The organism is Maribacter arcticus, assembly GCF_900167935.1.
GTDB classification, from domain to species: domain Bacteria; phylum Bacteroidota; class Bacteroidia; order Flavobacteriales; family Flavobacteriaceae; genus Maribacter; species Maribacter arcticus.
The window spans coordinates 517,602-542,721 of the sequence record NZ_FUYL01000001.1 but is presented as its reverse complement, the minus strand read 5'-3'; the positions used below and the strand labels follow the sequence as shown (position 1 = coordinate 542,721).

24 protein-coding genes are annotated in these 25,120 nt (G+C 34.9%); 13 read left to right on the top strand and 11 right to left on the bottom strand.

The genetic code is table 11. From position 1 onward, the window contains the following. Positions 1-70 precede the first annotated feature (70 nt). Positions 71-1,384 (top strand): carboxypeptidase-like regulatory domain-containing protein, encoded by a 1,314-nt coding sequence (locus tag B5X55_RS02520; RefSeq protein ID WP_079511004.1) that lies wholly within the window; start codon positions 71-73, stop codon positions 1,382-1,384. A gap of 68 nt (positions 1,385-1,452) precedes the next feature. On the opposite strand, the gene B5X55_RS02515 is transcribed toward B5X55_RS02520, so the two are convergent. Continuing rightward, a complete protein-coding gene (locus B5X55_RS02515; RefSeq protein ID WP_079511003.1) occupies positions 1,453-1,965 on the bottom strand; it encodes a fasciclin domain-containing protein in 513 nt (170 codons plus the stop codon). A 410-nt stretch (positions 1,966-2,375) separates the two neighbouring features. Continuing rightward, positions 2,376-4,586, bottom strand: coding sequence for a RecQ family ATP-dependent DNA helicase (locus B5X55_RS02510; RefSeq protein ID WP_200811579.1), 2,211 nt, complete (start codon positions 4,584-4,586; stop codon positions 2,376-2,378). A 172-nt stretch (positions 4,587-4,758) separates the two neighbouring features. Between B5X55_RS02510 and B5X55_RS02505 the strand changes: the two genes are divergently transcribed. From B5X55_RS02505 to lptB, 4 genes are read left to right on the top strand one after another with little or no spacing between them, the layout of a single operon-like run. Continuing rightward, positions 4,759-5,736: a KpsF/GutQ family sugar-phosphate isomerase gene (locus B5X55_RS02505; RefSeq protein WP_079511002.1), complete on the top strand. Its 978-nt coding sequence runs from the start codon at positions 4,759-4,761 to the stop codon at positions 5,734-5,736. A gap of 32 nt (positions 5,737-5,768) precedes the next feature. Further along, positions 5,769-6,596, top strand: coding sequence for a twin-arginine translocase subunit TatC (tatC, locus tag B5X55_RS02500; protein ID WP_234999647.1), 828 nt, complete (start codon positions 5,769-5,771; stop codon positions 6,594-6,596). Beyond that, the gene (locus B5X55_RS02495; protein ID WP_079511000.1) at positions 6,580-6,930 is read left to right on the top strand and encodes a carboxymuconolactone decarboxylase family protein; all 351 of its coding nucleotides are present in this window, start codon (positions 6,580-6,582) and stop codon (positions 6,928-6,930) included. Before tatC ends, B5X55_RS02495 begins: the two co-directional genes overlap by 17 nt. A gap of 51 nt (positions 6,931-6,981) precedes the next feature. Continuing rightward, the gene (gene lptB, locus B5X55_RS02490; protein ID WP_079510999.1) at positions 6,982-7,722 is read left to right on the top strand and encodes an LPS export ABC transporter ATP-binding protein; all 741 of its coding nucleotides are present in this window, start codon (positions 6,982-6,984) and stop codon (positions 7,720-7,722) included. A gap of 27 nt (positions 7,723-7,749) precedes the next feature. On the opposite strand, the gene B5X55_RS02485 is transcribed toward lptB, so the two are convergent. The 9 genes from B5X55_RS02485 to B5X55_RS02445 are packed head-to-tail and all read right to left on the bottom strand — an operon-like array spanning position 7,750 to position 15,954. Continuing rightward, a complete protein-coding gene (locus B5X55_RS02485; RefSeq protein WP_159447515.1) occupies positions 7,750-8,130 on the bottom strand; it encodes a DUF4345 domain-containing protein in 381 nt (126 codons plus the stop codon). After that, positions 8,108-9,391, bottom strand: coding sequence for an MFS transporter (locus tag B5X55_RS02480; protein WP_079510997.1), 1,284 nt, complete (start codon positions 9,389-9,391; stop codon positions 8,108-8,110). Before B5X55_RS02480 ends, B5X55_RS02485 begins: the two co-directional genes overlap by 23 nt. Further along, complete coding sequence (locus B5X55_RS02475) at positions 9,388-9,864, bottom strand: GyrI-like domain-containing protein (protein WP_079511093.1); 477 nt, start codon at positions 9,862-9,864, stop codon at positions 9,388-9,390. Before B5X55_RS02475 ends, B5X55_RS02480 begins: the two co-directional genes overlap by 4 nt. Positions 9,865-9,866: 2 nt before the next feature. Continuing rightward, the gene (locus B5X55_RS02470) at positions 9,867-10,385 is read right to left on the bottom strand and encodes a GNAT family N-acetyltransferase (protein WP_079510996.1); all 519 of its coding nucleotides are present in this window, start codon (positions 10,383-10,385) and stop codon (positions 9,867-9,869) included. A 15-nt stretch (positions 10,386-10,400) separates the two neighbouring features. After that, the gene (locus B5X55_RS02465) at positions 10,401-12,581 is read right to left on the bottom strand and encodes a B12-binding domain-containing radical SAM protein (protein ID WP_079510995.1); all 2,181 of its coding nucleotides are present in this window, start codon (positions 12,579-12,581) and stop codon (positions 10,401-10,403) included. A 40-nt stretch (positions 12,582-12,621) separates the two neighbouring features. Beyond that, on the bottom strand, positions 12,622-13,566 hold the full coding sequence (locus tag B5X55_RS02460) for a tRNA dihydrouridine synthase (RefSeq protein ID WP_079510990.1): 945 nt from the start codon (positions 13,564-13,566) through the stop codon (positions 12,622-12,624). A gap of 4 nt (positions 13,567-13,570) precedes the next feature. Next, positions 13,571-14,638: a flavin monoamine oxidase family protein gene (locus tag B5X55_RS02455; RefSeq protein ID WP_079510986.1), complete on the bottom strand. Its 1,068-nt coding sequence runs from the start codon at positions 14,636-14,638 to the stop codon at positions 13,571-13,573. 29 nt (positions 14,639-14,667) lie between these two features. Then, a complete protein-coding gene (locus B5X55_RS02450; RefSeq protein WP_079510984.1) occupies positions 14,668-15,189 on the bottom strand; it encodes a DinB family protein in 522 nt (173 codons plus the stop codon). Between the two features lie 27 nt (positions 15,190-15,216). Continuing rightward, positions 15,217-15,954, bottom strand: coding sequence for a CDP-alcohol phosphatidyltransferase family protein (locus tag B5X55_RS02445; RefSeq protein ID WP_079510982.1), 738 nt, complete (start codon positions 15,952-15,954; stop codon positions 15,217-15,219). Between the two features lie 246 nt (positions 15,955-16,200). Between B5X55_RS02445 and B5X55_RS02440 the strand changes: the two genes are divergently transcribed. From B5X55_RS02440 to secA, 8 genes are all read left to right on the top strand, one after another. Then, entirely contained in the window at positions 16,201-17,385 is a 1,185-nt protein-coding gene (locus B5X55_RS02440) for a lipoprotein N-acyltransferase Lnb domain-containing protein (protein WP_079510980.1), read from the top strand. Positions 17,386-17,402: 17 nt separating this feature from the next. Further along, on the top strand, positions 17,403-19,274 hold the full coding sequence (locus B5X55_RS02435) for an ABC-F family ATP-binding cassette domain-containing protein (protein ID WP_079510978.1): 1,872 nt from the start codon (positions 17,403-17,405) through the stop codon (positions 19,272-19,274). Between the two features lie 157 nt (positions 19,275-19,431). Then, complete coding sequence (locus B5X55_RS02430) at positions 19,432-19,692, top strand: hypothetical protein (protein ID WP_079510977.1); 261 nt, start codon at positions 19,432-19,434, stop codon at positions 19,690-19,692. Between the two features lie 149 nt (positions 19,693-19,841). Further along, the gene (locus B5X55_RS02420) at positions 19,842-20,333 is read left to right on the top strand and encodes a hypothetical protein (protein WP_143814383.1); all 492 of its coding nucleotides are present in this window, start codon (positions 19,842-19,844) and stop codon (positions 20,331-20,333) included. A gap of 30 nt (positions 20,334-20,363) precedes the next feature. Continuing rightward, a complete protein-coding gene (locus B5X55_RS18840) occupies positions 20,364-20,510 on the top strand; it encodes a hypothetical protein (RefSeq protein WP_200811578.1) in 147 nt (48 codons plus the stop codon). Positions 20,511-20,580: 70 nt separating this feature from the next. Continuing rightward, complete coding sequence (locus B5X55_RS02415; protein ID WP_079510974.1) at positions 20,581-21,156, top strand: cob(I)yrinic acid a,c-diamide adenosyltransferase; 576 nt, start codon at positions 20,581-20,583, stop codon at positions 21,154-21,156. Positions 21,157-21,290: 134 nt separating this feature from the next. Beyond that, the gene (locus B5X55_RS02410; protein WP_027064442.1) at positions 21,291-21,515 is read left to right on the top strand and encodes a DUF2795 domain-containing protein; all 225 of its coding nucleotides are present in this window, start codon (positions 21,291-21,293) and stop codon (positions 21,513-21,515) included. A 215-nt stretch (positions 21,516-21,730) separates the two neighbouring features. Continuing rightward, positions 21,731-25,093 (top strand): preprotein translocase subunit SecA, encoded by a 3,363-nt coding sequence (secA, locus tag B5X55_RS02405; protein WP_079510973.1) that lies wholly within the window; start codon positions 21,731-21,733, stop codon positions 25,091-25,093. Positions 25,094-25,120: the final 27 nt, after the last annotated feature.

The following is a 25,120-nucleotide window of genomic DNA, read 5'->3' as shown; positions in this document are numbered from 1 at the left end:
GTCAAATTATTGCTCAAAAATCAAGCTTAATTCACTAAAAATCATTACCTTAATATGAAAAAGAAACGTAATGAAAACAGTACAAAATATCAAATCAGGAAAGTATAAGACAAAGTTCCTGCTACTTATTTTTCTCTTTATAGGTACAGGAGCAAATTTAATTTTTGCGCAAAATCCAAATTTCATAGAATATACAGGTGAAGTTCTCGATTCGAACAATAAGAAACCTTTAGTATTTGCTACACTAACAATTGAGAACACTAATCACAGCACTATTACCAATTCAGAGGGGCATTTCGCTCTCAAAGTACCCAATGATGCCGTAAATGGAAATTTAATAATTGGATTTTTAGGATATAAAACAAAGTCAATTCCGCTAGCTGAATTGGATAAGGATAGCAGCAAGATATTGATGGATGAATTTGCAATGGCACTATCAGAAGCAAGAATAGATGCTCCTAATGATGCTAAAACATTAGTAATGGAGACGCTTAATCAGAAAGGCGAAAATTACCTGAACGAGAATACAGTAATGACAGCTTTTTACAGAGAAACCATTAAAAAGCGAAGAACAAATGTTAGTTTATCAGAAGCTGTTGTAAATATCTATAAAGCTCCATATTCATCTAACAAAAATGATGCGTTAGAATTATACAAGGCAAGAAAGAGTACCGATTACAATAAATTAGATACTGTTGCCTTAAAGTTACAAGGTGGTCCTTTCAACACATTATTTGTAGATATGGTTAAGTATCCTGATTATATCTTCACTGAAGAAACCCTCTCCTATTATGACTTTTCTTTCGATACATCAACACGGGTAAATGATCAATTAATTTATGTGGTCGATTTTAAACAAAAGCCAGAAATCATTGACCCTTTATTTAAAGGGAAATTATACATCGATGCAGAAAATAAAATTTTAACTAGTGCCGTATACTCATTAAATATAACGGACAGAAGATTAGCTTCTCAAATGTTTGTGCGCAAAAAACCTAGAAATGCAGAAGTTTGGCCAACTGAAGTATCTTATAGAGTGGATTATCGGGAAAAAAATGGAAAATGGTATTACGGGTATAGTAATGTACTTTTAGAATTCAAGATTAACTGGGACAAGCGCTTGTTTAATTCTGTCTATAGTATGAGCTGTGAAATGGCCATTACAGATTGGGAACGAAATATTGATAATGTTATACCAAAGTCAAAAAATAGAATTAAGACCTCTATAATCTTAAGTGACGAATCTATCGGTTTCGCGGATCCAAATTTCTGGGGAGAATATAATATTATTGAACCTGAGAAATCAATAGAATCTGCCATTAAAAAAATACAACGACAGTTACGTAGAGGTAAGTTTGATACTGACGGTACATCTAAACCATGAGCAAAAAAAAATAAATTATAAAGCCCATCTAAATTATAGATGGGCTTTTATTTTAGGGGAAACTAAAATTACTTAGGCATTACAACAGTATCAATTGCATGTATAACACCATTACTTGTAGCCACATCTGCCATAACAACAGTAGCCATGTTTCCTTTTTCATCTTCCAACATTACTTTATCACCATTCAATGATAATATAATTGTACCACCTTGTACAGTTTCAACAGGAAAAGAACCTTTATTTCCCTTAATAGCTTTTACGACATCACCAGCCATATATTTACCGGCAACAACGTGATACGTTAACAAACCAGCTAAAGCCACTTTACTTTCAGGTTCTAACAAGCTTTCTACAGTACCAGATGGTAGTGCGTCAAAAGCACTATTTACAGGAGCAAAAACTGTAAATGGCCCTTCACTACTAAGTGTCTCTACTAAATCAGCAGCTTTAACGGCAGTAACCAAGGTTGTGAAATTTTCATTCCCAGCGGCAACACCGACAATTGTTTCAGATTGGGCGAATGAAGTAGAAACAAATAATAAAAAGGCACTTAACGTTGTAATTTTTAAAATTTTCATAGTTCTTTTTTTTAGATTTCTGTAAATGTAGTTGGTTACATTTCAAAAGAATCTTAAATTTTGTTTAATTTATTTTAAATTATGTTAAACAAAATTTAAAATGCTAAAAATCAACAATTATAAAAGTTATTCGCTATAAACTAGGAGATAAAAATGAAAGCTTACTAGATACTTCGGATAAAAAACTTTGTAGTAAAATTCATCTAAGAATTACAATAGCAATTAATAAGTCTTAAAACCAGTAAATATCTTCATGAAAATTTATATGATAAGAGGCATTAATTAATAAGAGGTGATATTCTCCGTTTTATTGGGTCACATCACCTCTTAATAATATGTTCTAAAGGTCGTTGAACTATAGAGACTATACTTTTTACTATATATTGATTATTAAATCACAAATTCACTTTCTAGTTAGCAACCTCGCTGATGAATTTCAATCGGTATAGGCGAAGTTCCTCTTCTTCGTATTCACCGTCAAATTCACTCATAGCTTCCTCCAAATCATCGGTATCAGCTTCTAAAAAGTACTCATGAATTTCTTCTTGTTGATCCTCATCTAAGATTTCATCAATCCAATAATTCAAGTTTAATTTAGTACCACTATAAACGATTTGCTCCATTTCTTTAATAAGATCCGGAATTCCCAAGCCTTTCGAGGAAGCTATATCCGACAAAGGTAATTTTCTATCCACGTTCTGAATCACATAAAGTTTCAAAGCAGAATTAGCACCAGTACTTTTAACAACCAAATCATCTGGCCTAATAATATCATTTTCGGTTACATAATCATTAATAAAAGTAATGAAAGGCTTACCGTATTTTTTTGCTTTCCCTTCACCTACCCCATGAACATTCAACAATTCATCATGAGTAATAGGGTATTTCAATGCCATATCTTCTAATGAAGGATCTTGAAACACAACAAATGGAGGCACTCCTAATTTTTTAGCTTGTGCCTTTCTTAAATCTTTTAATTGTTTTAAAAGTCGCTCATCTGCAATACCACCAGATTTCGCAGCTCCTACAATAGCATTATCATTTTCAGCATTATAAACATGATCTTTGGTCATCATAAATGAAACCGGAGTTTTCAAAAATTTCTTTCCATTTTCGGTCAAATGCAAGACACCATACTGCTCTATTTCTTTTCTTAGAAGACCTGCTACTAGAGTTTGGCGCACTAATGCCATCCAATAACTTTTATCTTTATCAGAGCCAATTGCAAAAAAATCTTTTTCGTTGGTTTTATGAGAAGATATAATGGCATTCAATTTACCACGTAATGCATTTACAATCTCTTTAGACTTAAATTTTTCGCTTGTACCCTGTACTACCTTAAGTAGCTTTACAACATTATTCTTTGCTTCTTCTTTCTCCTTTGGATTTCTAGTATTATCATCCATCTCAGCACCATCACCATTGATTTCATCAAACTCCTCACCGAAATAGTGTAGCATAAATTTACGTCTAGACATAGACGTTTCAGCATAAGCGACAACTTCTTGAAGCAGTGCATTTCCAATTTCTTGTTCAGCTACTGGTTTACCCGACATGAACTTTTCTAATTTCTCAATATCCTTATAAGAGTAATAGGCCAAACAGTGACCTTCACCCCCATCACGACCAGCTCTACCTGTTTCTTGATAGTAACTTTCAATACTTTTTGGAATATCATTATGAATAACAAAACGAACATCGGGCTTGTCTATTCCCATACCAAAAGCAATTGTTGCTACAACGACATCCACATCTTCCATCAAGAACATGTCTTGATATTTAGACCTTGTCTTTGCATCAAAACCTGCATGATATGGTACAGCACTTACACCATTCACTTGCAATACTTGAGCTAACTCTTCAACTTTTTTACGGCTTAGGCAATAAATAATTCCAGATTTTCCAGAATTTTGTTTTACAAATCTTATAATATCAGCTTCTACATTTTCGGTTTTAGTGCGTACTTCATAGAAAAGATTAGGGCGATTAAAAGATGCTTTAAATAACTTCGCACCACCTATGCCTAAATTTTTAATAATATCCTCTTGAACCTTAGGTGTCGCTGTTGCCGTTAAACCAATTATTGGAATATTATCGCCTAAGCGTTCTACAATCGATTTAAGGTTACGATACTCAGGTCTAAAATCATGTCCCCATTCAGAAATACAATGTGCTTCATCGACTGCAACAAAAGAAACCGTCACTGACCTTAAAAACTCGACATTTTCTTCTTTCGTTAATGACTCTGGGGCAACATATAACAACTTAGTAATACCATCGGTTATATCTTGTTTAACTTGTTTTATCTCACCTTTATTCAATGAGGAATTTAAAACATGGGCAATTCCTATTTCAGAGGAAACACCACGAATGGCATCAACCTGATTCTTCATTAAAGCAATTAAAGGAGAAACTACAATCGCGGTACCTTCTTGCATAAGGGCCGGCAATTGGTAGCAAAGTGATTTACCCCCACCTGTGGGCATAATCACAAACGTATTATTCCGTCGTAAAACATTTTTGATTACTTCTTCTTGAAGTCCCTTGAACTGAGAAAAACCAAAATATTTTTTTAATGAGGAATGTAAATCTATATTCTCAAAATCTTTACTATCTGTCACATTTTACATTTAAGGGGGCACTACGTATACTAAAACTCATAAGTGAACAAAAATATTATTTACCTTGTTTGGCTATTCTAAATTATCATACGATAATCAGCATATAAAATTAAGTTTGTTTAATTTTGTATTCTTAAAGATAACACATTCTTTTAGGAATACAATCCATAATTTGAATAATAGATTGATAGCTACGGACACCATTATTGACTTGGCAAAAAAAACCATTGAAACTGAGCGTGATGCCATAGAACATCTCTCAACACTTCTAACAGACGATTTTGCGAAAGTTGTAAATTGCATAATTGAATCAAAAGGCCGCGTAATTATTTCCGGTATTGGAAAAAGCGCCATAATTGCCACAAAAATAGTAGCCACTTTAAATTCCACTGGTACTCCTGCAATTTTTATGCATGCCGGAGACGCTATTCATGGTGACTTAGGTACAGTTCAAGACAATGATGTAGTTATTTGTATTTCTAATAGTGGCAATACTCCTGAAATTAAAATGTTAGTTCCACTTTTAAAAAGAGGTACGAATAAATTGATTGCCATGACTGGCAACACTGAATCTTTTCTAGCAAAACAAGCAGATTTTATTCTGAATACATTTGTAAAAAAAGAAGCTTGCCCTAACGGATTGGCTCCTACTACGAGTACCACTGCCCAATTAGTAATGGGCGACGCCTTAGCTATAGTTCTTTTAGAGATAAAAGGATTTAGCAGTACAGATTTCGCGAAATACCACCCAGGTGGATCATTGGGCAAACGACTTTATCTAAGAGTTGCAGACTTGGTAAGTAAAAATCAAGTGCCAAGTGTTCAGAAAGATTCCGAGGTTAAAAAAGTTATCGTAGAGATTTCTGAAAAAATGCTTGGGGTTACCGCTGTATTAGATGGTAAAAAAGTTGTTGGTATCGTAACCGATGGTGATATTAGACGAATGCTTAATAAGTATGATAATATTAAAGACTTGACAGCCGAAGATATCATGACAAGTAACCCAAAAACCATACCTGCAAACACCTTAGCTATTAAAGCATTGGAGCACATGCAGAAAAAAGGAATTTCACAATTACTTGCCATGGATAATGGCACCTATGTTGGTGTTATTCATTTACATAATTTAATTAACGAAGGTATTTTATAATGAGTTCCAAAGCTACTAAACCTCACAACGAGATGTCATTTCTCGACCATTTAGAAGAATTAAGATGGCATTTAATTCGGTCTACTGTGGCAATCGTTATCATAGGCTCTGCAGCCTTTTTAATGAAAGATTTCATTTTCGATACGGTTATTTTCGGGCCTAAGAAAATGGATTTTCCAACGTATAAACTCTTTTGCGATATTGCTACTTATTTTGGTTTCGATTCAGCGTTCTGTGCAGAAAAATTACCATTCACCATTCAAAGCAGGTTAATGTCCGGACAGTTTTCTGCCCACATTTGGACATCTATTTGGGCAGGTTTTATCGTCGGATTTCCTTATGTTTTATATGAAATGTGGAAATTCATCAGCCCTGGCCTTTATGAAAAAGAACGTAAAAGCTCAAGAGGCTTTATATTGATTGCTTCTTTATTATTTTTCATGGGTGTCCTATTCGGTTATTATGTAGTAGCGCCGCTATCTATAAACTTTTTAGGAACCTATCAAGTAAGTTCAGAAGTGACTAACGAGTTCGATTTAGCTTCTTATATATCAACCGTAAGAGCTTCTGTAATTGCGTGTGGTATACTTTTCGAACTACCGATTATAATTTTCTTCTTAACAAAAGTGGGTCTTGTAACCCCAGAGATAATGAAGAAGTATCGAAAAATTGCTTTGGTAATCGTACTTATTTTATCAGCAGTTATTACACCTCCAGATGTTGCAAGTCAAATAATTGTAGCAATCCCTGTTTTAGTATTGTATCAGGTAAGTATCTATATTTCTGGAATGGTGCTTAGAAAAGAAAGAAAAAAAGCAGAGAAAGAAAAAAAATCAAATAAAAATGTCAAATCAAATTGATGAATTTAATGCCTATCGTTCTAAAATGAACGAGAAGCTGTTGGCAGATAACAATAAAATTGTTAAACGAATTTTTAATTTAGACACCAATGCCTTTGCTGCAGGAGCATTAGACGTCAAAACCAAAGAATTATTAGGGCTTGTAGCCTCTACTGTTCTTCGTTGCGACGATTGTGTAAAATATCATTTAGAAAGTTCGCATAAAGAAGGTGTTACAAAGGAAGAAATAATGGAAACCTTGGGAATTGCTACCTTGGTAGGCGGCACCATAGTTATACCCCATTTAAGAAGAGCCTATGAGTATTGGGAAGAATTAGAAAACCATCAAGGTTAAATAAACCCTAATTACTTTTCTAACAGACCAATAACCAATAGATTTGAAAACATGAAGTTACGTGCCGACAATATTATGAAGTCCTACAGAGGTCGTAGGGTGGTTAAGGGAATTTCCTTGGAAGTTAATCAAGGGGAAATCGTAGGACTCTTAGGGCCTAATGGTGCCGGTAAGACAACTTCCTTCTATATGATTGTAGGTCTTATCAAACCTAATGGAGGCAGTATTTGGTTAGATGATATGGAAATCACTAAATTCCCCATGTATAAACGTGCCCAGAACGGTATTGGTTATTTGGCGCAAGAAGCTTCGGTCTTTAGAAAGCTTAGCATTGAAAAAAATATTCTAAGCGTACTTCAACTTACTAAACTAAGCAAGAAAGAGCAACACATGAAAATGGAGTCGCTCATTGAAGAATTTGGTTTAGGTCATATTCGTAAAAGCCGAGGCGATTTACTTTCGGGTGGTGAACGAAGAAGAACTGAAATAGCAAGAGCTTTGGCAACAGACCCTAAATTTATTCTACTTGATGAACCTTTTGCTGGTGTCGACCCGGTAGCCGTAGAAGACATACAACGCATTGTAGCTCAATTAAAAGATAAAAACATTGGTATTCTTATTACCGACCACAACGTGCAGGAAACGCTTGCTATTACAGAACGTTCTTATTTAATGTTCGAAGGTGGCATCTTAAAGTCTGGAGAACCCGAAGAATTGGCTGCAGATGAAATGGTACGTAAAGTATACTTAGGGCAAAATTTTGAGCTACGTAAAAAGAAATTAGATTTTTAACACTTGTAATTTGCGTTACCATTCATTTTAATCACTGTATTTATTCAAATTATACAGTCCCCAAACGAAAAACAAAAGCTCTAAAATTAAGGCAGGAGTAAACATTGTAGAGACTCCATCAAACAGAGTGCTCACAATTCTACCCAACGAAATACCTCCCATAAATAGCACATTACTTAATGTGGCACCAGACCAAAGTTTTGGCTTAAAAGCACCCAATAACCAATACGTTCCAATACCAAGGTAAATACCCATTACAGCACGCAACATATTTTTTAGCTCTAATGCCTCGACTTTAAAATTAAGAACCTCTGGCATAATGTACGTTGGGTGGCCACCATAAACCAAGCCGGCAATTATTACGATGATACCCGATAACAGGAGGTTAAGGTTTTTTGGAAATTTCATTGATTGGTTTACCATAAAGTTGAAAATATCTAAATGCAGCTATACCACCAATAAATGAAAATACCGCCAACATCCAAAATACATGCTGATGTCCTTCCAAACCTGGTGAAGCATCAAGTAAATATCCCATAGCAGGACCGGCAAAAATATCAGGAGTATATCCCACTAAAGAAATCAAACCTACCGCAGTGCCTGTGAATACTAGAGGAATTTTACCACTTTGCATAACCGCAAAATATAAGGATCGTGCAGCATAAACTCCAATAGCAACGACCAATATCGAGAGCAGAAATACAAAATATGGAATATTGGATACCAAGCCAGACGCAAAAATAATAGCACCGAAAAAAGTAATTATAAAACTGATAAATAGCCATAAGCTAGGTCTAGAACGGTCAGCTAAAACACCAATAAAAACTCCCACAACCGGACGTGCAAATAACAAAAAAGTACCCACCTGAGCAGAACCTACCTCATCGAACAACATAACATCTTGCGCATATAGCGAGAATACGTCTGTAATCTTATACCCAACATAAGCACACAGTATAATTACCATTAATAACACTACGGAAGGAAGGCGAACTACTTCTTTAATTTGCGAAACGGTAATTTTATCAACTATAATTTCCTTTTCTAAATGTTCGGGTAGTTTCATAAATATCCAAACCAACAAGCCTACCACAGCAACAATGGCAGAAGAGGTTAGAATTACATATCGAAATGCAAACCTACTTTCTTGCAAGGTTGCCACCTCCAAATTTGCTGACATAAAATGAGAAAAAACAACAACACCCAAAGTACCAAATAGAGCACCTACCAATCCTCTACCACCATCTAAAAATCCAAATGCTTTGCCTTGAGATTTTTTACCGCCCCAAACCCGTGTTGCTTTTATCATCGGTGACCAAAAAAGAAAAATCGTTGTAAAGCCCCAAAAACCATATAAAATTTGAAGGGTTGAATACTCTGGAAAAGTAGCAAAGACCAAACCACCTAGAGCAGTCATCCAAAGCGCAATAGCTATCAATTTTCTAGGTTGATATTTATCTGCCAAAGGCCCTCCCAACAAATAAGATATTAGTGCCACAAAACCATATACTGAGAAGCATAGTCCAAGTTCTACATTATCTAATTCAAAAACTTTTAAGACTGTGGGCCTAAACACACGTTGCAAAACAAAGGGTAATATAAAAACGCTCTCCCCAGCTAAAATCAATAGAAATAAATAATACCAAGGTGCTTTTTCAGGGTCTTTCATTTAGTCTTAATCGGAATCCAAATTTCCTCTTCTGAGGTGGGATTATTAAATTTATACTTGGCTCCCAAAACTTCGAAATGAGGACGGTCGTCTAGTTGATATTTGGATTTAGGAATCCATTCTCCATAAATATATTGAAAAATATCTTGGGGCGAAACAGAACCCTTATGCTCAAAAACTGCATATGAACCACCAGGTATCGTTAGAGAAGACATTTCATGTGGAAGGTTTTCAATACTCCCAACCTCAACACATGCCCATTTTACAAAACGATTTGCAGGGTTAAATACATCAAAATAACCATTAGTGAATAATTGAAGAGAAATAAAATTTTCAGATATTCTATTTTTTATTTCACTACTACGAACTCTAAAACTTTTCCAAAGCTCAAATGTCTGATTATCTACAAGACTCATCTCTTGAGATATGCCAATTACTTTTCTAGATTTCAGTTCTATTATTCTTGGTGCCATTTTCATTTTTTAGCTAGGTCTATTTCGAATAAACATACAGGACCTTCTTTATAATGCGGTGGCAATTCATCAACGTTCGGCAGATCAAACATGCCTAAAAAATCAAAGCCACAATTACAATAATGATTAATTAGGCGAGTGTTTTCGCCTATAGTATCTAACCGAATAAATTGTTTTGTATGAACGTTGGCATAATCTTTAGCCCAATCTACAATTGCACCAACAAAATTATGACCGCGAAACTTTGGATTCGTAGCTATACGATGAATATAAATAGCTGGATCCTCATTTCGTTTTTCCCAAATTTGGGCATCAGAAAAAGTGATAGCCCAAATACAAGCAATCTCGTCATCAATAAGTAACTTAAACTGCCTATGCTCTGCTATTTCCTGAGAAACCATTTCACGATCGAAATCAGGCCAAACGACAACGGTTTTTTTACTTTTTTGGTAATTAGATGCTATATTATATAATCGAAATATTTCATCTATATCTTCTTTTCTAACATTCTTTACAACCATTTTATATTGATTAAATTATAAAACTAAAAGGCCATGTTCGCGTAAACCTACTACTTGTTTAGAGTACCAGAATAATTCAAAATCTTCCAATTGAGATTCATAATCCTTTTTTAGCTGACCGTAACTTAATGGTTTGTTTTCTGGTTTTAATTTTTCTAAACTAGAAAGCAGCCATTGCCCTTTATCTTTATCTACTGTGATTTCATACAAATCAGCCTTAGTATGAAAACTTAATTCAAGCTGCTGCCAAGTCATTCCTTTTTTCTTCTTTACACGCTCATTGGTCATAGGCACGGGACCAATCCAAGCTACTTTAGCTGTCGATTTTGTATTCAGAAGTAATTCTTTTTCTAGGCAATTGTATATATAATCTGGGGATATTGTTGAAGTTGGAATTTTAAAATCGAACCATTCTTGCAAACTCATATCAAAGCCAATACCATGCATGAAATTGAAGAGTGATTTTTTTAATCCGAAACTAAATTTGCTATGGTCTATACCAGTTTTATCTTTAAAGTCGATATCGTTGTTGGCAAAGCTAATGGATTTTAAATCTGGCATAACCCCGTATTCTTCAGGATGTAGACCAACCGGACTATGAGCTGTTAATGCGAATTGATGCCAAAAACCAGATTGTATAATTCCCAACTCGAACAACTGCCGTACCATTTCTAAACTATCTACCGTTTCTTGTACCGTTTGCGTTGGGTAGCCGTACATTAAATACGAATGCACCATAATATTCGCTTCGGTAAAATTTCTGGTTACTTGTGCCACTTGTTCAACTGTAACCCCCTTATCAATTAGTTTCAGTAAACGGTCAGATGCAACTTCCAATCCGCCAGAAATGGCGATACAACCCGATGCTTTCAGCAAAAAACACAGATCTTGAGTAAAGTTCTTTTCAAAACGAATATTTGTCCACCACGTAATGGTCAAGTTTCTTTTAAGGACCTCTAAAGCAAAAGATTTCATTAAAGAAGGCGGAGCTGCCTCATCTACAAAATGAAATCCTGATTCCCCTGTTTGTGCTATTAAAGTTTCTACACGGTCAACCAAAAGACTTGCCGCAACGGGTTCGTATATTTTAATATAGTCTAATGAAATATCGCAAAAAGTACATTTACCCCAATAGCACCCATGTGCCATGGTCAATTTATTCCACCGACCATCACTCCACAAACTATGCATAGGGTTGGCAATTTCTATGACCGATATGTATTTATCCAAAAACAGATCTGAATAGTCTGGAGTACCCACATCTTGCTGCTTATAATCTGGTCGTAAACTGTCATTTTTATAAACAACTTGATTATCCTCTAAAATAAAGGTGCGTTTTAGTTCTCCGCCTCCATTCATCAAATAATGATAAATAAGTTCTAAGGGAAGTTCCCCATCATCTAACGAAATAAAATCGAAGAATTCAAAGACACGCACGTCGGTAAGACCACGTAATTCTGTATTGGGAAAGCCACCACCCATTGCAATTTTGACCGATGGGTAACTTGCCTTAATAAATTGTGCACATCTAAAAGCACTATATAAATTTCCCGGAAAAGGAACCGAAAAACATACCAGTTTAGGCTGTATATTCTTTAACTGCTCTGAAAGCAAGCCAAGCGTTAATTCATCTATAAAAGTTGGCTGTTCATTTAGGTGACCATAGAGTTCATCAAACGAATTGGCACTACGCCCTAATCGCTCGGCATATCTACTGAAGCCAAAATTTGCATCTATACATTCTACAATGAAATCGGATAAATCCTCTAGATATAACGTCGCAAGATGCTTGGCTTTATCTTGCATACCCATATTCCCAAAAGCCCATTCCAAATCATCTAACTGCTGAAAACGCGATGCTTGAGGAAGAAAATTATCAGTACACAACTGCCTAGCCAACGTATCGTTCTTACCTTGTAGAAAAAGAATAACAGCATCTAACGTCTTCAAATAATCTTGACGAAGCGCATATATTCTTTGGCTGTTTTCAGAAACAATAACATCTGCGTCAAAAGCCATTTCAAAAAGTTTCTGAAATGTATTTTTATTAAAGAGTGATAAAATAACCTCAATACCTAGATCTGATTGAAAAGATGAAATATCCTTTGTATTCAAAAAACCCTTTATATATGACGTTGCCGGATAAGGGGTATTCAATTGAGTAAATGGTGGTGTTATTAAAAGGAGGTCTTTCACAAGGTAATTTTTGTACTAAGCAACAAAGATAGCGGATACCTTATTCATTATTCAATATCTCACGTACCGCTTGCTGATATGCCCTAGGATTATTGGCTTTCTTTATTTTCTTGAATGCCTTATGCGGATTGGAAGTTGATTGTGAAAAATACTCCCAAAAGCCCTGCATTTTCATTTTAATAGGCGTTGGTCCTGATAACGCTTCATCATATTGCTGATAGATAGTATCATGAAATTCAGAAAAAATCTTCCAACGATCTTTTGGGTATTCCGTGGTATTATTTTTAATCATGCTCGGTAAAAACGGGTCGGCAATGAGACCTCTACCCATCATAAAATGGTCAATGGTAGGGAAACGCTCTTGCATTTCGGTAAACTTTGCCACCGTGGTAATATCTCCGTTATAATATAATTTATGCTTGGTACTTTCTACACATCGTTGAAAAGACTCTAAATCTACTCCGCCTTTATACAATTGCTTACCTATACGCGCATGAATGGCAATATTTTTTAACGGATAAGCATCTAGAATTGGAAAAACCTCTAAAATCTCCTCTGCATTTTCATAACCCATTCGCATTTTCATGGAAACAACAACATCGGTTTCTTCATGGGCACGCTTAAGAATATGGTCAATTTTCTCAGGATTACAAATAAGTCCGCTACCCATGCCCTGCTTAGTAACCATAGGGTAAGGGCAACCTAAATTCCAATTGAGCTCCTTATACCCTAAACTCTGAATGTACTTTATCACAAACAAAAATTCATCGGCATCACCTGTCATCACCTGTGGTATAACCTCTAGGGTCGTATTATTCTCTGGCTGTAAATCTTTTTGATACGAGTTTTTAATGACCATTTTCCCATTCAATCTAATGTATGGCGCATAAAATGTATCAATACCACCAAAATAATGATGAAACGCATTACGGAATCTAAAATCGGTAAAGCCCTGTAAGGGAGATGATAATAAGGTAACTGACATGTATTTACGACTGTGTTATGTGCAAGCTCTTAAGTTTTGCAACAACAGATTCAGTTGCAAAAATAGCTCCTTCCATGTAACCAGAGTGATGTTTTGATGTTTCTGATCCAGAAATAAACAACTTATTATCGAATAAAGGTTCTTGATAAAGGGAATGTCCTCCATTTTGATGAGGAAATAAATTATCATCCTGTCTATTCGATTTGGTGAATTCTTCTTGATACCAGGCAGTTTCATTATAAGATTCATACTGCAACGCCTCATCACCAAATACCATTTTCAATTGCCCTTCTATTTTCTCTATACGTTGTTCTTTAGTAAAACGTGCACAGTTACCAGATGCAAAACCTACAAGTGCATAAGAAGCTGTTTCTATATTAGATTGGTCATAGAATTCTGTTAGCGGACCAACATTACTAAATATAGTGCCCGATTTCCCTTGTTCTCGCCAAAATGGCTTGTTATAAGTAAGGGCCACTTTAATGCAATCTTGCATCCAAGTATGGGTTTGCTCAGCCAAAGAAACCAACTCATTTGGCAATGAAGGTGAAAATGTTATTTGGTCAATTAATGCGGCAGGTGGTAATGTGGTAATTACTACATCTGCTTTTAAAGTTCTAGAATTAGTTTTTACTTCTGAGCTATTTTCAGACACTAAAACCTCCTTTGCCACCTCATTCAAAAAGACCGTATTCGGTTTTAGTCTAGTATATATAGCATTCAGCAAATCGATTGTTCCATTATTAAATCGGTAACTAGGACTATCATTTGGCACAGCAATTTCTTGCGGTGGTACATTTGAAAAAGTTTGAAAATAAGATATACCTGTTAGAAATTGTTCAAAAAAAAGAACCTTAAACTCGTGAATGATATCTAACAAATGGTAATGACTTTCATTGAACCAAGTTGCTCCCATTTCCACTTTGGCATTACCTGATTCTAGGGTATGGATCCTACCTCCTATTCGGTCTCTTGCCTCTACAACCGTTATGCTATAACCAAGTTCTTGCAAGCGGTATGCTGTTAAAAGTCCGGTTAAACCTGCACCGATAATTACGACCGATTTATTCATTGTAGTATTTTGTTCTGATTAAAAATGAACTATGAGATATTGGATTGCAGTACACTTGTGGTAACCAATAACTGACCTATATGTCTTTGACTATGCTCTGCAGCGTGAAATAGGAGACCTATTACCGTAGATGGTAATTTCTTTCTACCCACAGTACGTTTTTCGGTAAGTGTATGTTCTGAAATGGTTTTAAAATATGCTAAAGCTTCAGCAACCTTTAAAGAAAATTGTTCGCGTAAGTCTTCAACTTCAGTTCCCAAATTAAAAGCACCTTCCTGTTTTAAAAAGGCAAACTGTTCATCAGTTAAGGATTCACTTTTTGCATACGTCAACATTCTATCCAAAACACCCGTTAAATGGTTCATATGAAAACCTACCGATGCTCTGCCCGCTACTTTTGCCCATAAAAGTTCTTTTGGAAAATCTGCAGTATACTTTTTCAACTCACGCTCAGATTGCAAAAGTGCATGAGCTGCAGGCTGTAAAGCATCTGGTATGTAGGGTATAGGTCCTGCTAACCAAAATTCAACTTGTTCCTGTTCATTATCCATAATTCTCCGTAATAAATATTACCTGTATTAAAGTCTCTCCTGAATGACAGAACTTACTACATAAAATAGAATAATCAATGGAATAGCCATGAATTTCATAGTAACAATCAGAACAAGGCTAATGATTAAAAAGATATAGCGCATGGCATTATCCTTAAAGCTGGTATTTTTAAATTTTAAAGCGAATAATGGCAGATTAGCATTTAGGAGATATGCACTAACAAATGTTAGTATAATTAAGAACCATTGGTTAAGAATCATACTATTTAAGAAATCATTGTTCTGATATAATAATATTAGTGGTAATGATAGAATTAAAAGGGCATTAGCGGGAGTTGGCAATCCAATAAACGAGGATGTTTGATTTTCATCAATATTAAATTTCGCCAATCTATACGCAGAAGCCATAGTAATTACGAAACCTAAAAATGGCAATAAGTGTATAAATTTTAATTCCCCAGATTCCATAAAAAAATGAGAACCATCTCCCCAACCGCTAGTCTGCGACATGGCTAGCAATTGAAACATTACAATACCCGGAACTAGTCCGCTAGTAATCATATCCGCCAACGAGTCTAACTGCAATCCCAATTCACTTTTCACATCAAGAACACGAGCTGCCAATCCGTCGAAAAAATCAAAGAAAATTCCCAACGCAACAAAAATTGCCGCAATTTCTAATCGGTTCAATACTGCGAATATTGTAGCCACACAGCCACAGAAAACGTTCAATAGGGTAATAAAATTAGGGATATGTTTTTTCATAGGAATCTGGCTTTGGCTACAACAATTGTATTGTTCATAATTAGAGAAATAAGGAATTCTCGAATATATAATATGTTATAAAAATAAGATAATTCTATTGGTTCTAACTTTTAAACCCATAAAGTAAAACGAGTTTCAAACTAAAGAATGATACTTGATCTCGTTCAATCAGTAAATTATAAAAGCTTTTAGAATTAAATATCTTAGTTATTCGCATCTTTGCAGCTGCTATGAGCTAGTAAAGGTATGTTCAGAAAAATTACTTTTTTTTTAATTCTACTTTTTACTGCATTTTTGGGACTATCTCAAAATGCAGAACTATCTCCATTATCAAAAATAAGTTTATTGACCGTAGGAACAGGGGAAGATTTAGCTGCCAAATTTGGACATAGTGCGATACGATTACAAGACCCTACACTAGGTATTGATGAAGTTTATGGTTATGGTACATATGATTTCGAAGACCCTAATTTTTATCTGAATTTTACTAGAGGTAAGTTAGCTTACACCATTTCGAGAATTCCGTTCAAATACTTTGACTACTCTTATCAACAAGAAAAACGTTGGATAAAAGAGCAGGAATTAGATTTAAACTTACAACAACGAACACTAATTGTTGGCTTTTTAGAAAATAACTTATTGCCAGAAAACAAGAGGTATAAATATGATTTCTTGTTCGATAATTGCGCAACCAGAATACCCATGGTTTTTGAGAAGACTTTAGGGAGCACTTTTAAATTTGATTACTCCTATTTAGAAAACCATCTCACATTTCGCGAGTTAATACGATTAAAATTAAATCCGAATACCTGGTCTAATTTCGGCATTGATTTAGCATTAGGCTCCGTCATTGACCGAAAGGCAACACCTTACGAACATTTGTTTTTACCTATTTATGTGTACCAACAAATGAAACATACTACATTAAACGGCAAATCAATTGTTAAAAAGGAATCTGTTTTGTTGGATATTCCTGAACAAAATGACAATTCGCTTTTATTTCTAACACCTGCCTTTTGGCTCGGTCTTCTTTTGGCCCTTGTCACTTGGGTAACCTTTAAAGATTATAAAAACGAAAGACGAACCAAATGGCTAGATTTTTCACTATTTATGCTCACAGGTTTTTCTGGTATGTTAATCTTATTTCTTTGGTTTGGAACAGACCATTTAGCTACAAAAGCGAATTACAACGCTTTATGGGCTTTTGCTCCTAATGCCATCATCGGATTTTTAATCCTAAAAGAAAAAGTTCCTAAATGGATTAAATTTTATTTGATCTTATTAATTGTGATGTTATTCATTACCTGTATTCTTTGGATGTTTAAAATTCAAGTTTTCTCAATACTATTAATCTTAGTTATTCTAGCTTTAGCTATACGCTACCTATTTCTGTTGTATCATTTTAAAAATGTGATTCAACTTAAAAAATAAAAATCAAGATACCCTACATGAATTTACTTACCGTTGAAAATATTTCTAAATCCTATGGCGAATTGGTGCTTTTTGAAAACCTTTCTTTTGGAATCAATAAAGGCCAAAAAATTGCCTTAATCGCTAAAAACGGTACCGGAAAAACTTCCATTTTAAATATCCTTTCAGGAGCTGATACTCCAGATACAGGACAAGTAAACTATCGTAAATCTACACGTGTTTCCTTCTTGGCCCAAGAACCGGTAATGGACCCGAATCTAACAGTAGAAGAAACTATTTTCGCATCAGACAATGAGATTCTACAGGTTTTAGCTAATTATGAAAAGGCTTTATTAAACCCAGAAGACGCAGATGCCTATCAAAAAGCATTTGAGGCGATGGACCGTTTTGAGGCTTGGGATTTTGAAACTCAGTACAAACAAATACTTTCAAAGCTTAAACTTGATGATTTGAGTGCCAAGGTCGATAAACTTTCTGGTGGACAAAAGAAACGTTTGGCGTTGGCTAATGCACTCATCAACAAACCAGACCTTTTGGTATTAGATGAACCTACCAACCACTTAGATCTAGAAATGATTGAATGGTTAGAGGAATTTTTCGCTAAAGAAAACATGACCCTCTTTATGGTAACCCACGACCGTTACTTTTTAGAGCGTGTTTGTAATGAAATTATAGAACTTGAAAACGGAAAGTTATATCCATATAAAGGCAATTACTCTTATTACCTTGAAAAAAAGGAAGCCCGCATAGAACAAGAGGCAACGGAGCAACATAAAACAGAATTACTTTTTAAAAAGGAATTGGATTGGATGAGAAGGCAACCCAAAGCCCGTACCACCAAATCAAAATCTAGAATAGATGACTTTGCTGTAATTAAGGATAAGGCAAGTCAACGTAGGAAAGACCATGAAGTACAGCTAGAATTGAATATGGAGCGTGTAGGAAGCAAAATTCTCGAGCTTCACAAGATATCTAAGTCGTACCCTAACAAACCTATTCTAGATAAATTCGAATATGTTTTTCAAAAAGGAGAACGAATAGGGATTATAGGTAAAAACGGTACAGGTAAATCTACTTTTTTAAATATACTTAGTGGACGCGACCAACCTGATAGTGGCAAAGTAATAGTAGGTGACACTATTAAATTTGGTTACTATACTCAAAAAGGTATTGAGATTAAAGAAGGTCAGAAGGTTATCGATGTTATACGTGAATTCGGTGATTATATACCTTTAATGAAAGGAAAACAAATATCAGCACAGCAATTGCTTGAACGTTTTCTATTCGATAGAAAAAAGCAGTACGATTTTGTAGATAAATTGAGTGGTGGTGAACGTAAACGTCTTTACTTGTGTACCATACTTATACAAAATCCGAACTTCTTAATTCTTGATGAGCCTACTAACGATTTAGATATCGTAACGTTAAACGTATTAGAAAGCTTCTTGTTGGATTTCCAAGGATGTCTTTTAGTAGTTTCGCATGACCGTTATTTCATGGATAAAATCGTAGATCACTTATTTGTGTTTAGAGGTGATGCCGTAGTGGAAGATTTCCCCGGTAACTACTCAGATTTCAGAGCATACGAAGACAGCCAAATTCAAGACAAAAGAGAACAGAAGGAAATTCAAAGTTCTACTAAAACCAGCTGGAAAGAACCAGATAACACTCCTAAAATCTCTTATGCAGACCAACAGGAGTATAAAAAACTAGAACGTGAAATTCAGAAATTGGAAAAACAAAAAGTAGTTCTTCAGGGGAAATTCACCGATGGTTCATTGGGTGGCGATGATATTAAAGCGCTGTCTATTGAATTAAAAGAACTAACCAATTCAATTGAAAGTAAAACTCAACGTTGGTTCGAGCTTTCATCACTTATGGAGGGTTAGACACTATAAAAACTTAGAATTCATATTACATTTTACTACGTCTAAAAAATAGTAGACGGGTGGTTTTCACCATTCGTCTACAGCAAAATGTCGTTCAACTATATACGACAAATTATGTTTGTTCATGCCTGTACTTTAGCAGTGTAAAACAAATATCATGAAATCAATTATCCTTTTAACTGTTCTTTTCTTCACTACTTTCTTAGCTCAAGCACAAGCAAACAATGAAAATGTTTCTTTAGAGGTTGAAAGTGTTCCAGTTGAAATGGTTCAAACAATTGAAACTTCTAATAGTACTGTTCCAACTATAGAAACTGAAAAGACAATTGAAGTTGCAAGATTATATAAGAACAAAAACAATAGAGTAATTAAAGCTTTGGAATTCACCACTAAATTGAACAGCGCTAAACTTTCATAATTAATTACCTAATGCCCTTTTTGTCCCAAACTTTAAACCCACCCCCATTTCATACCTTTATCTACTACTTTAAAAACATTAAACTTTACAGTTTCAATTCTAAGTTGCACCACTATCATTACTTTTGACAAAAATTGAAAAATTAATTCGTGTTTCGGTTTATATCCTATATTAAATTCCTTTTTTCGGCAACCAATCAACATGGGGTTCATTCGCCATTTGTATATGATTATGTGACCAAATGTCTTTATACGCGAAAGCAATTAAAACTTCCCATATCCTTAAAGATTCTTGTCAAAAGTATCGATTACTTCAAATATCATTCAATACGTATTTTAAATAATGAGGACAATATTGAGGAAACTATCCAACAATATTGCCCAAATGTTTCCTTTACTAAAAATGTTTCCGATGTTTTAGTTGGGAGCATATCTGAACTTAACATGGGTATAGAAGTTAATAATCTACCAAATGACTCTATGCTATTTTTAGACGGAATTCATAAAAACCCGAATAATCATAAAAGTTGGAAAAAGCTGAAAGCATTAGAGCATGTTAAGGTAACGGTTGATTTATTTTACTGCGGGGTCATATTCTTTAGAAAGGAACAAGCAAAGGAACATTTTAAAATACGGATATAATCCAGTAATTTTAAACTAAAGTAATTTTCAATGAACAGTAATACCATATATATAATTCTAGGAGTCGTATTTGCCATTTATTTAGTCATTCGTATCACCAGTAGAGGTAAGTCTAGTGACCGAAAATCAAGAAAGTTCATGGGTGATTATGAGCGAAAAGAAAAAAAGGACAATTAAATCGAATAGAAAATTTTTATCCTTTTTAAATACAATTTAATCTACTTCATAATTTTCTTTAATCCACAGAATGAAAATATATACTAAAACAGGTGATGATGGCACAACAGGTCTTTTTGGTGGGACTCGAGTACCAAAGCATCACATTCGTATAGATAGCTATGGTACAGTAGATGAATTAAATTCTTGGCTAGGCCTTATTCGAGACCAAAATATTGACCAAAATAGCAAGCAGCAACTAATAACCATACAAGATCATTTATTTACGGTAGGCGCTATTTTGGCTACAGATCCAGAAAAAGAAGTTCTAAAAAATGGTAAACAGCGTTTAAACATAACAAAAGTAGGTACTGAAGAAATCAACTTTTTAGAAATTGCCATAGACGAAATGGATAGTCAATTGCCACAAATGACTCATTTTATTTTACCTGGCGGCCATACTACAGTGTCATACTGTCATATAGCACGAACTGTTTGTAGAAGAGTAGAACGCATTTCAACATTATTATTTGAAAACGAACCTTTCGACAGTAATGTACTCTCCTTTTTAAATAGACTTTCAGATTACTTATTTGTGTTGGCACGGAAATTGTCAAGTGATTTAAAGGCGAATGAAATAAAATGGGTTCCTAAAAAAAAGGACTAATAAATCTGTAATTTATTCGTTATCAATTAATAGTTGTAGAAAAATATTGAGATTATATTGAAATAAATCAATAATTTCTTGGCTGTCTCGATTTAAAAATTACTTTTGCAAAAAATTAAAATTAAACAATTACTATGTATTGGACATTAGAATTAGCATCTTATTTAAGTGATGCACCTTGGCCGGCAAGTAAAGATGAGTTAATAGATTACTCCATCAGAACTGGAGCCCCTTTAGAAGTCGTAGAAAATTTACAATCTATGGAAGAAGAAGGTGGCGAGATATATGAATCAATCGAAGAGATTTGGCCTGACTATCCAACGGAAGAAGACTACCTCTGGAACGAGGACGAATATTAATATTCGATATCATAATAACTACTTAAAAGTCTCCTCGGAGGCTTTTTTTTTATGTAATTTTGGCAGGTATTTAGGTTAAACAGATTAAAAAACAAGACTGGAATACCTTTTGCTAATTTACAGCGTCGGCCATATTTGTCGTCTCTATAATATTTTGAAAATCTCCTTACCTATTTTTGGGTTAAGTAAATTTCAATTCTAATAGTTTAAAATATATGAGTTTCATTAATTCCATCCTAAAGGCATTCGTTGGTGATAAATCACAAAAAGATGTAAAGGAATTACAGCCTTTAGTAGATCAGATAAAGTCATTTGAATCGCAGCTTGAAAGCCTTAACCATGACGAACTAAGGCAGAAAACCATAGAATTTAAGAAGATAATTCAAGATTCTTACAAAGAGAAAACTGACCAAATAAAAACTTTAGAGGAAGAGGTTAAGAACTCTACAGATATTGATAAGAACGAAGACATCTATACTGAAATAGATAAATTAAAAGAAGAGGCTTATGTTATTTCTGAAGAAACTTTAAATAAGTTACTTCCAGAAGCTTTTGCCGTAGTAAAGGAAACTGCCAAACGTTTTGTTAATAATGAAACTTTAAAAGTAACAGCGTCAGAATATGACAGAACATTGTCAGGTTCTAATGATTATGTCACCTTAGAGGGCTCAGATGCCATTTGGAGAAATTCTTGGAACGCAGCTGGTAAAGAAGTGATCTGGGATATGATACATTACGATGTACAGCTTATAGGTGGTATTGCCATGCATCAAGGTAAAATTGCTGAAATGCATACTGGTGAGGGTAAAACTCTTGTAGCTACATTACCATTATACTTAAATGCACTAAGCGGAAACGGTGCTCATTTGGTAACCGTTAATGATTATCTAGCAAAAAGAGATAGTGCTTGGATGGCACCAATATTTCAATTTCATGGCCTTTCTGTAGATTGTATAGATCATCACCGACCAAATTCCGATGGTAGACGTGCAGCTTACAACGCAGATATTACCTATGGTACAAATAACGAATTTGGTTTCGACTACCTTAGGGATAATATGGCTCACACACCTAAAGACTTGGTGCAACGTCCTCATAATTATGCCATTGTTGATGAGGTCGATTCTGTATTGGTAGATGATGCTCGTACACCTTTAATTATTTCTGGTCCTGTACCAGAAGGTGATCGTCATGAATTTAACGAATTGAAGCCTAAAGTTGGGGAAATCGTACAAAAGCAACGTCAACATTTAACCAGTGTTTTGGCAGAAGCTAAGAAACTGATAGCAGAAGGCGATTCTAAAGAAGGTGGATTTCTTTTACTACGTGTATTTAGAGGATTACCTAAGAATAAAGCATTGATCAAGTTTTTGAGTGAAGAAGGTGTAAAACAGCTACTTCAAAAAACCGAAAATTTCTACATGCAGGATAATAATAGGGAAATGCCCAAGGTAGATGAAGACCTATTATTCGTTATTGATGAGAAAAATAACCAGATTGAATTAACCGATAAAGGTGTTGACTATATTTCTGGAGAAGAAAACAGAGACTTCTTTGTAATGCCAGATATCGGTGGTGAAATTGCAAAAATTGAGAATCAGAATCTTGAAATTGAAAAAGAGGCCGAATTAAAAGAGGAACTTTTCAAAGAATTTACGATTAAAAGTGAGCGAATTCACACCATGAGCCAATTATTAAAAGCATATACCCTATTTGAAAAAGATACGGAATATGTGGTGATGGAAAATAAAGTAATGATTGTCGATGAGCAGACTGGTCGTATTATGGATGGCCGTAGATATTCTGACGGACTACATCAAGCGATAGAGGCAAAAGAAAATGTAAAGATTGAAGCATTAACACAAACTTTTGCAACAGTTACTTTGCAGAACTACTTTAGAATGTATAGCAAACTGTCTGGTATGACAGGTACTGCTGTTACTGAAGCAGGGGAATTTTGGGAAATCTATAAGTTAGATGTTATGGAAATTCCGACCAACAGACCTATTGCTAGAGATGACAGAAACGATTTAATTTATAAGACAAAAAGAGAAAAATACAACGCGATTATTGAGGAGGTTACCAAATTAAGTAATGCAGGCAGACCTGTATTAATTGGTACAACATCTGTTGAAATTTCAGAATTACTTTCAAAACTATTAAGTGTTCGTAAAGTTCCTCATAATGTATTGAACGCGAAGCTTCACAAAAAAGAAGCTGATGTTGTTGCCGAGGCGGGTAATGCTGGTGTTGTAACTATTGCTACAAACATGGCAGGTCGTGGTACGGATATTAAATTATCTGAAGCTGTTAAGAAAGCAGGTGGTCTTGCCATTGTAGGTACAGAACGTCATGATTCTAGACGTGTAGATAGACAGTTACGTGGTCGTTCTGGGCGTCAGGGAGACCCAGGAAGCTCTCAATTCTATGTTTCTTTAGAAGATAACCTAATGCGTTTATTCGGTTCGGATAGAGTCGCTAAAATGATGGATAAGATGGGGTTGGAAGATGGTGAGGTTATTCAACACAGCATGATGACCAAATCCATTGAGCGCGCTCAGAAAAAAGTAGAGGAAAATAACTTTGGGGTTCGTAAACGTCTATTAGAATATGATGATGTTATGAACGCACAGCGTGAAGTAGTCTATAAAAGAAGGCGTCATGCATTACAAGGCGAGCGTTTAAAACTTGATATTGCCAACATGGTTTATGATACTTGTGAAGTTATCGTAGAAGGTAATAAAGCAGCAAGTGATTTTAAAAACCTTGAGTTTGAGCTGATTAAATATTTTTCAATGACATCACCTGTTACTGAAGCAGAATTCGGGGTCATGGGAGCTCAGGAAATAACAGGTAAAATCTATAAGGCGGCATATGCTCATTACAATGAGAAAATGGAGCGCAATGCTGCGTCTGCCTTCCCAGTAATTAAAAAGGTGCATGAAGATAATGCAAACAATTTCGAGCGTATCGTGGTTCCGTTTACTGACGGAATCAAAAGCCTAAATGTTGTAACCAATCTTCAGGAAGCTTACGATACCAATGGCAAACAATTAATTACCGATTTCGAAAAGAATATTTCATTGGCTATAATCGATGACTCATGGAAGACGCATCTTCGTAAGATGGATGAGTTGAAACAATCCGTTCAATTAGCAGTTCACGAACAAAAAGACCCTTTATTAATTTATAAGTTCGAAGCATTTGAACTATTTAAGTCAATGATAGAGAAAGTGAACAAAGATGTAATTTCATTCTTATTTAAAGGAGAATTACCATCTGAAAACACAAACGCTATTCAAGAGGAAAGGAATATTCAACGTTCGAAAGAAAATTTAAAAACGACTAAGGAAGAAATTCCAAATAGTGATGAAATGGCAGCTCAGAGTAGAGCTGTAGGTCAAACGCAAGGACAACGACCTGCCGTTACTGAAACCATTACAAGAGAACAACCTAAAATTGGTCGTAACGAACGAGTTACAATTAAAAATGTGATGAGTGGAGAAAGCAAAACTGTAAAGTATAAGCAGGCAGAACCTCTTATTCAAAGTGGATCTTGGGTATTGACCCAAGATTAACAAAACACTTTCTATATTTAAAAAAGG

What these genes read in the sequence shown, in the direction of transcription:
- B5X55_RS02410 (WP_027064442.1), top strand. Translation starts at nt 21,291, where the DNA reads ATGTATTGGACATTAGAATTAGCATCTTATTTAAGTGATGCACCTTGG.
- B5X55_RS02480 (WP_079510997.1), bottom strand. Translation starts at nt 9,391, where the DNA reads ATGAAAGACCCTGAAAAAGCACCTTGGTATTATTTATTTCTATTGATT.
- B5X55_RS02415 (WP_079510974.1), top strand. Translation starts at nt 20,581, where the DNA reads ATGAAAATATATACTAAAACAGGTGATGATGGCACAACAGGTCTTTTT.
- B5X55_RS02485 (WP_159447515.1), bottom strand. Translation starts at nt 8,130, where the DNA reads ATGAAATTTCCAAAAAACCTTAACCTCCTGTTATCGGGTATCATCGTA.
- lptB (WP_079510999.1), top strand. Translation starts at nt 6,982, where the DNA reads ATGAAGTTACGTGCCGACAATATTATGAAGTCCTACAGAGGTCGTAGG.
- B5X55_RS02455 (WP_079510986.1), bottom strand. Translation starts at nt 14,638, where the DNA reads ATGAATAAATCGGTCGTAATTATCGGTGCAGGTTTAACCGGACTTTTA.
- B5X55_RS02495 (WP_079511000.1), top strand. Translation starts at nt 6,580, where the DNA reads ATGTCAAATCAAATTGATGAATTTAATGCCTATCGTTCTAAAATGAAC.
- B5X55_RS02520 (WP_079511004.1), top strand. Translation starts at nt 71, where the DNA reads ATGAAAACAGTACAAAATATCAAATCAGGAAAGTATAAGACAAAGTTC.
- tatC (WP_234999647.1), top strand. Translation starts at nt 5,769, where the DNA reads ATGTCATTTCTCGACCATTTAGAAGAATTAAGATGGCATTTAATTCGG.
- B5X55_RS02445 (WP_079510982.1), bottom strand. Translation starts at nt 15,954, where the DNA reads ATGAAAAAACATATCCCTAATTTTATTACCCTATTGAACGTTTTCTGT.
- B5X55_RS02470 (WP_079510996.1), bottom strand. Translation starts at nt 10,385, where the DNA reads ATGGTTGTAAAGAATGTTAGAAAAGAAGATATAGATGAAATATTTCGA.
- B5X55_RS02515 (WP_079511003.1), bottom strand. Translation starts at nt 1,965, where the DNA reads ATGAAAATTTTAAAAATTACAACGTTAAGTGCCTTTTTATTATTTGTT.
- secA (WP_079510973.1), top strand. Translation starts at nt 21,731, where the DNA reads ATGAGTTTCATTAATTCCATCCTAAAGGCATTCGTTGGTGATAAATCA.
- B5X55_RS02460 (WP_079510990.1), bottom strand. Translation starts at nt 13,566, where the DNA reads ATGTCAGTTACCTTATTATCATCTCCCTTACAGGGCTTTACCGATTTT.
- B5X55_RS02430 (WP_079510977.1), top strand. Translation starts at nt 19,432, where the DNA reads ATGAAATCAATTATCCTTTTAACTGTTCTTTTCTTCACTACTTTCTTA.
- B5X55_RS02450 (WP_079510984.1), bottom strand. Translation starts at nt 15,189, where the DNA reads ATGGATAATGAACAGGAACAAGTTGAATTTTGGTTAGCAGGACCTATA.
- B5X55_RS18840 (WP_200811578.1), top strand. Translation starts at nt 20,364, where the DNA reads ATGAACAGTAATACCATATATATAATTCTAGGAGTCGTATTTGCCATT.
- B5X55_RS02475 (WP_079511093.1), bottom strand. Translation starts at nt 9,864, where the DNA reads ATGGCACCAAGAATAATAGAACTGAAATCTAGAAAAGTAATTGGCATA.
- B5X55_RS02435 (WP_079510978.1), top strand. Translation starts at nt 17,403, where the DNA reads ATGAATTTACTTACCGTTGAAAATATTTCTAAATCCTATGGCGAATTG.
- B5X55_RS02440 (WP_079510980.1), top strand. Translation starts at nt 16,201, where the DNA reads ATGTTCAGAAAAATTACTTTTTTTTTAATTCTACTTTTTACTGCATTT.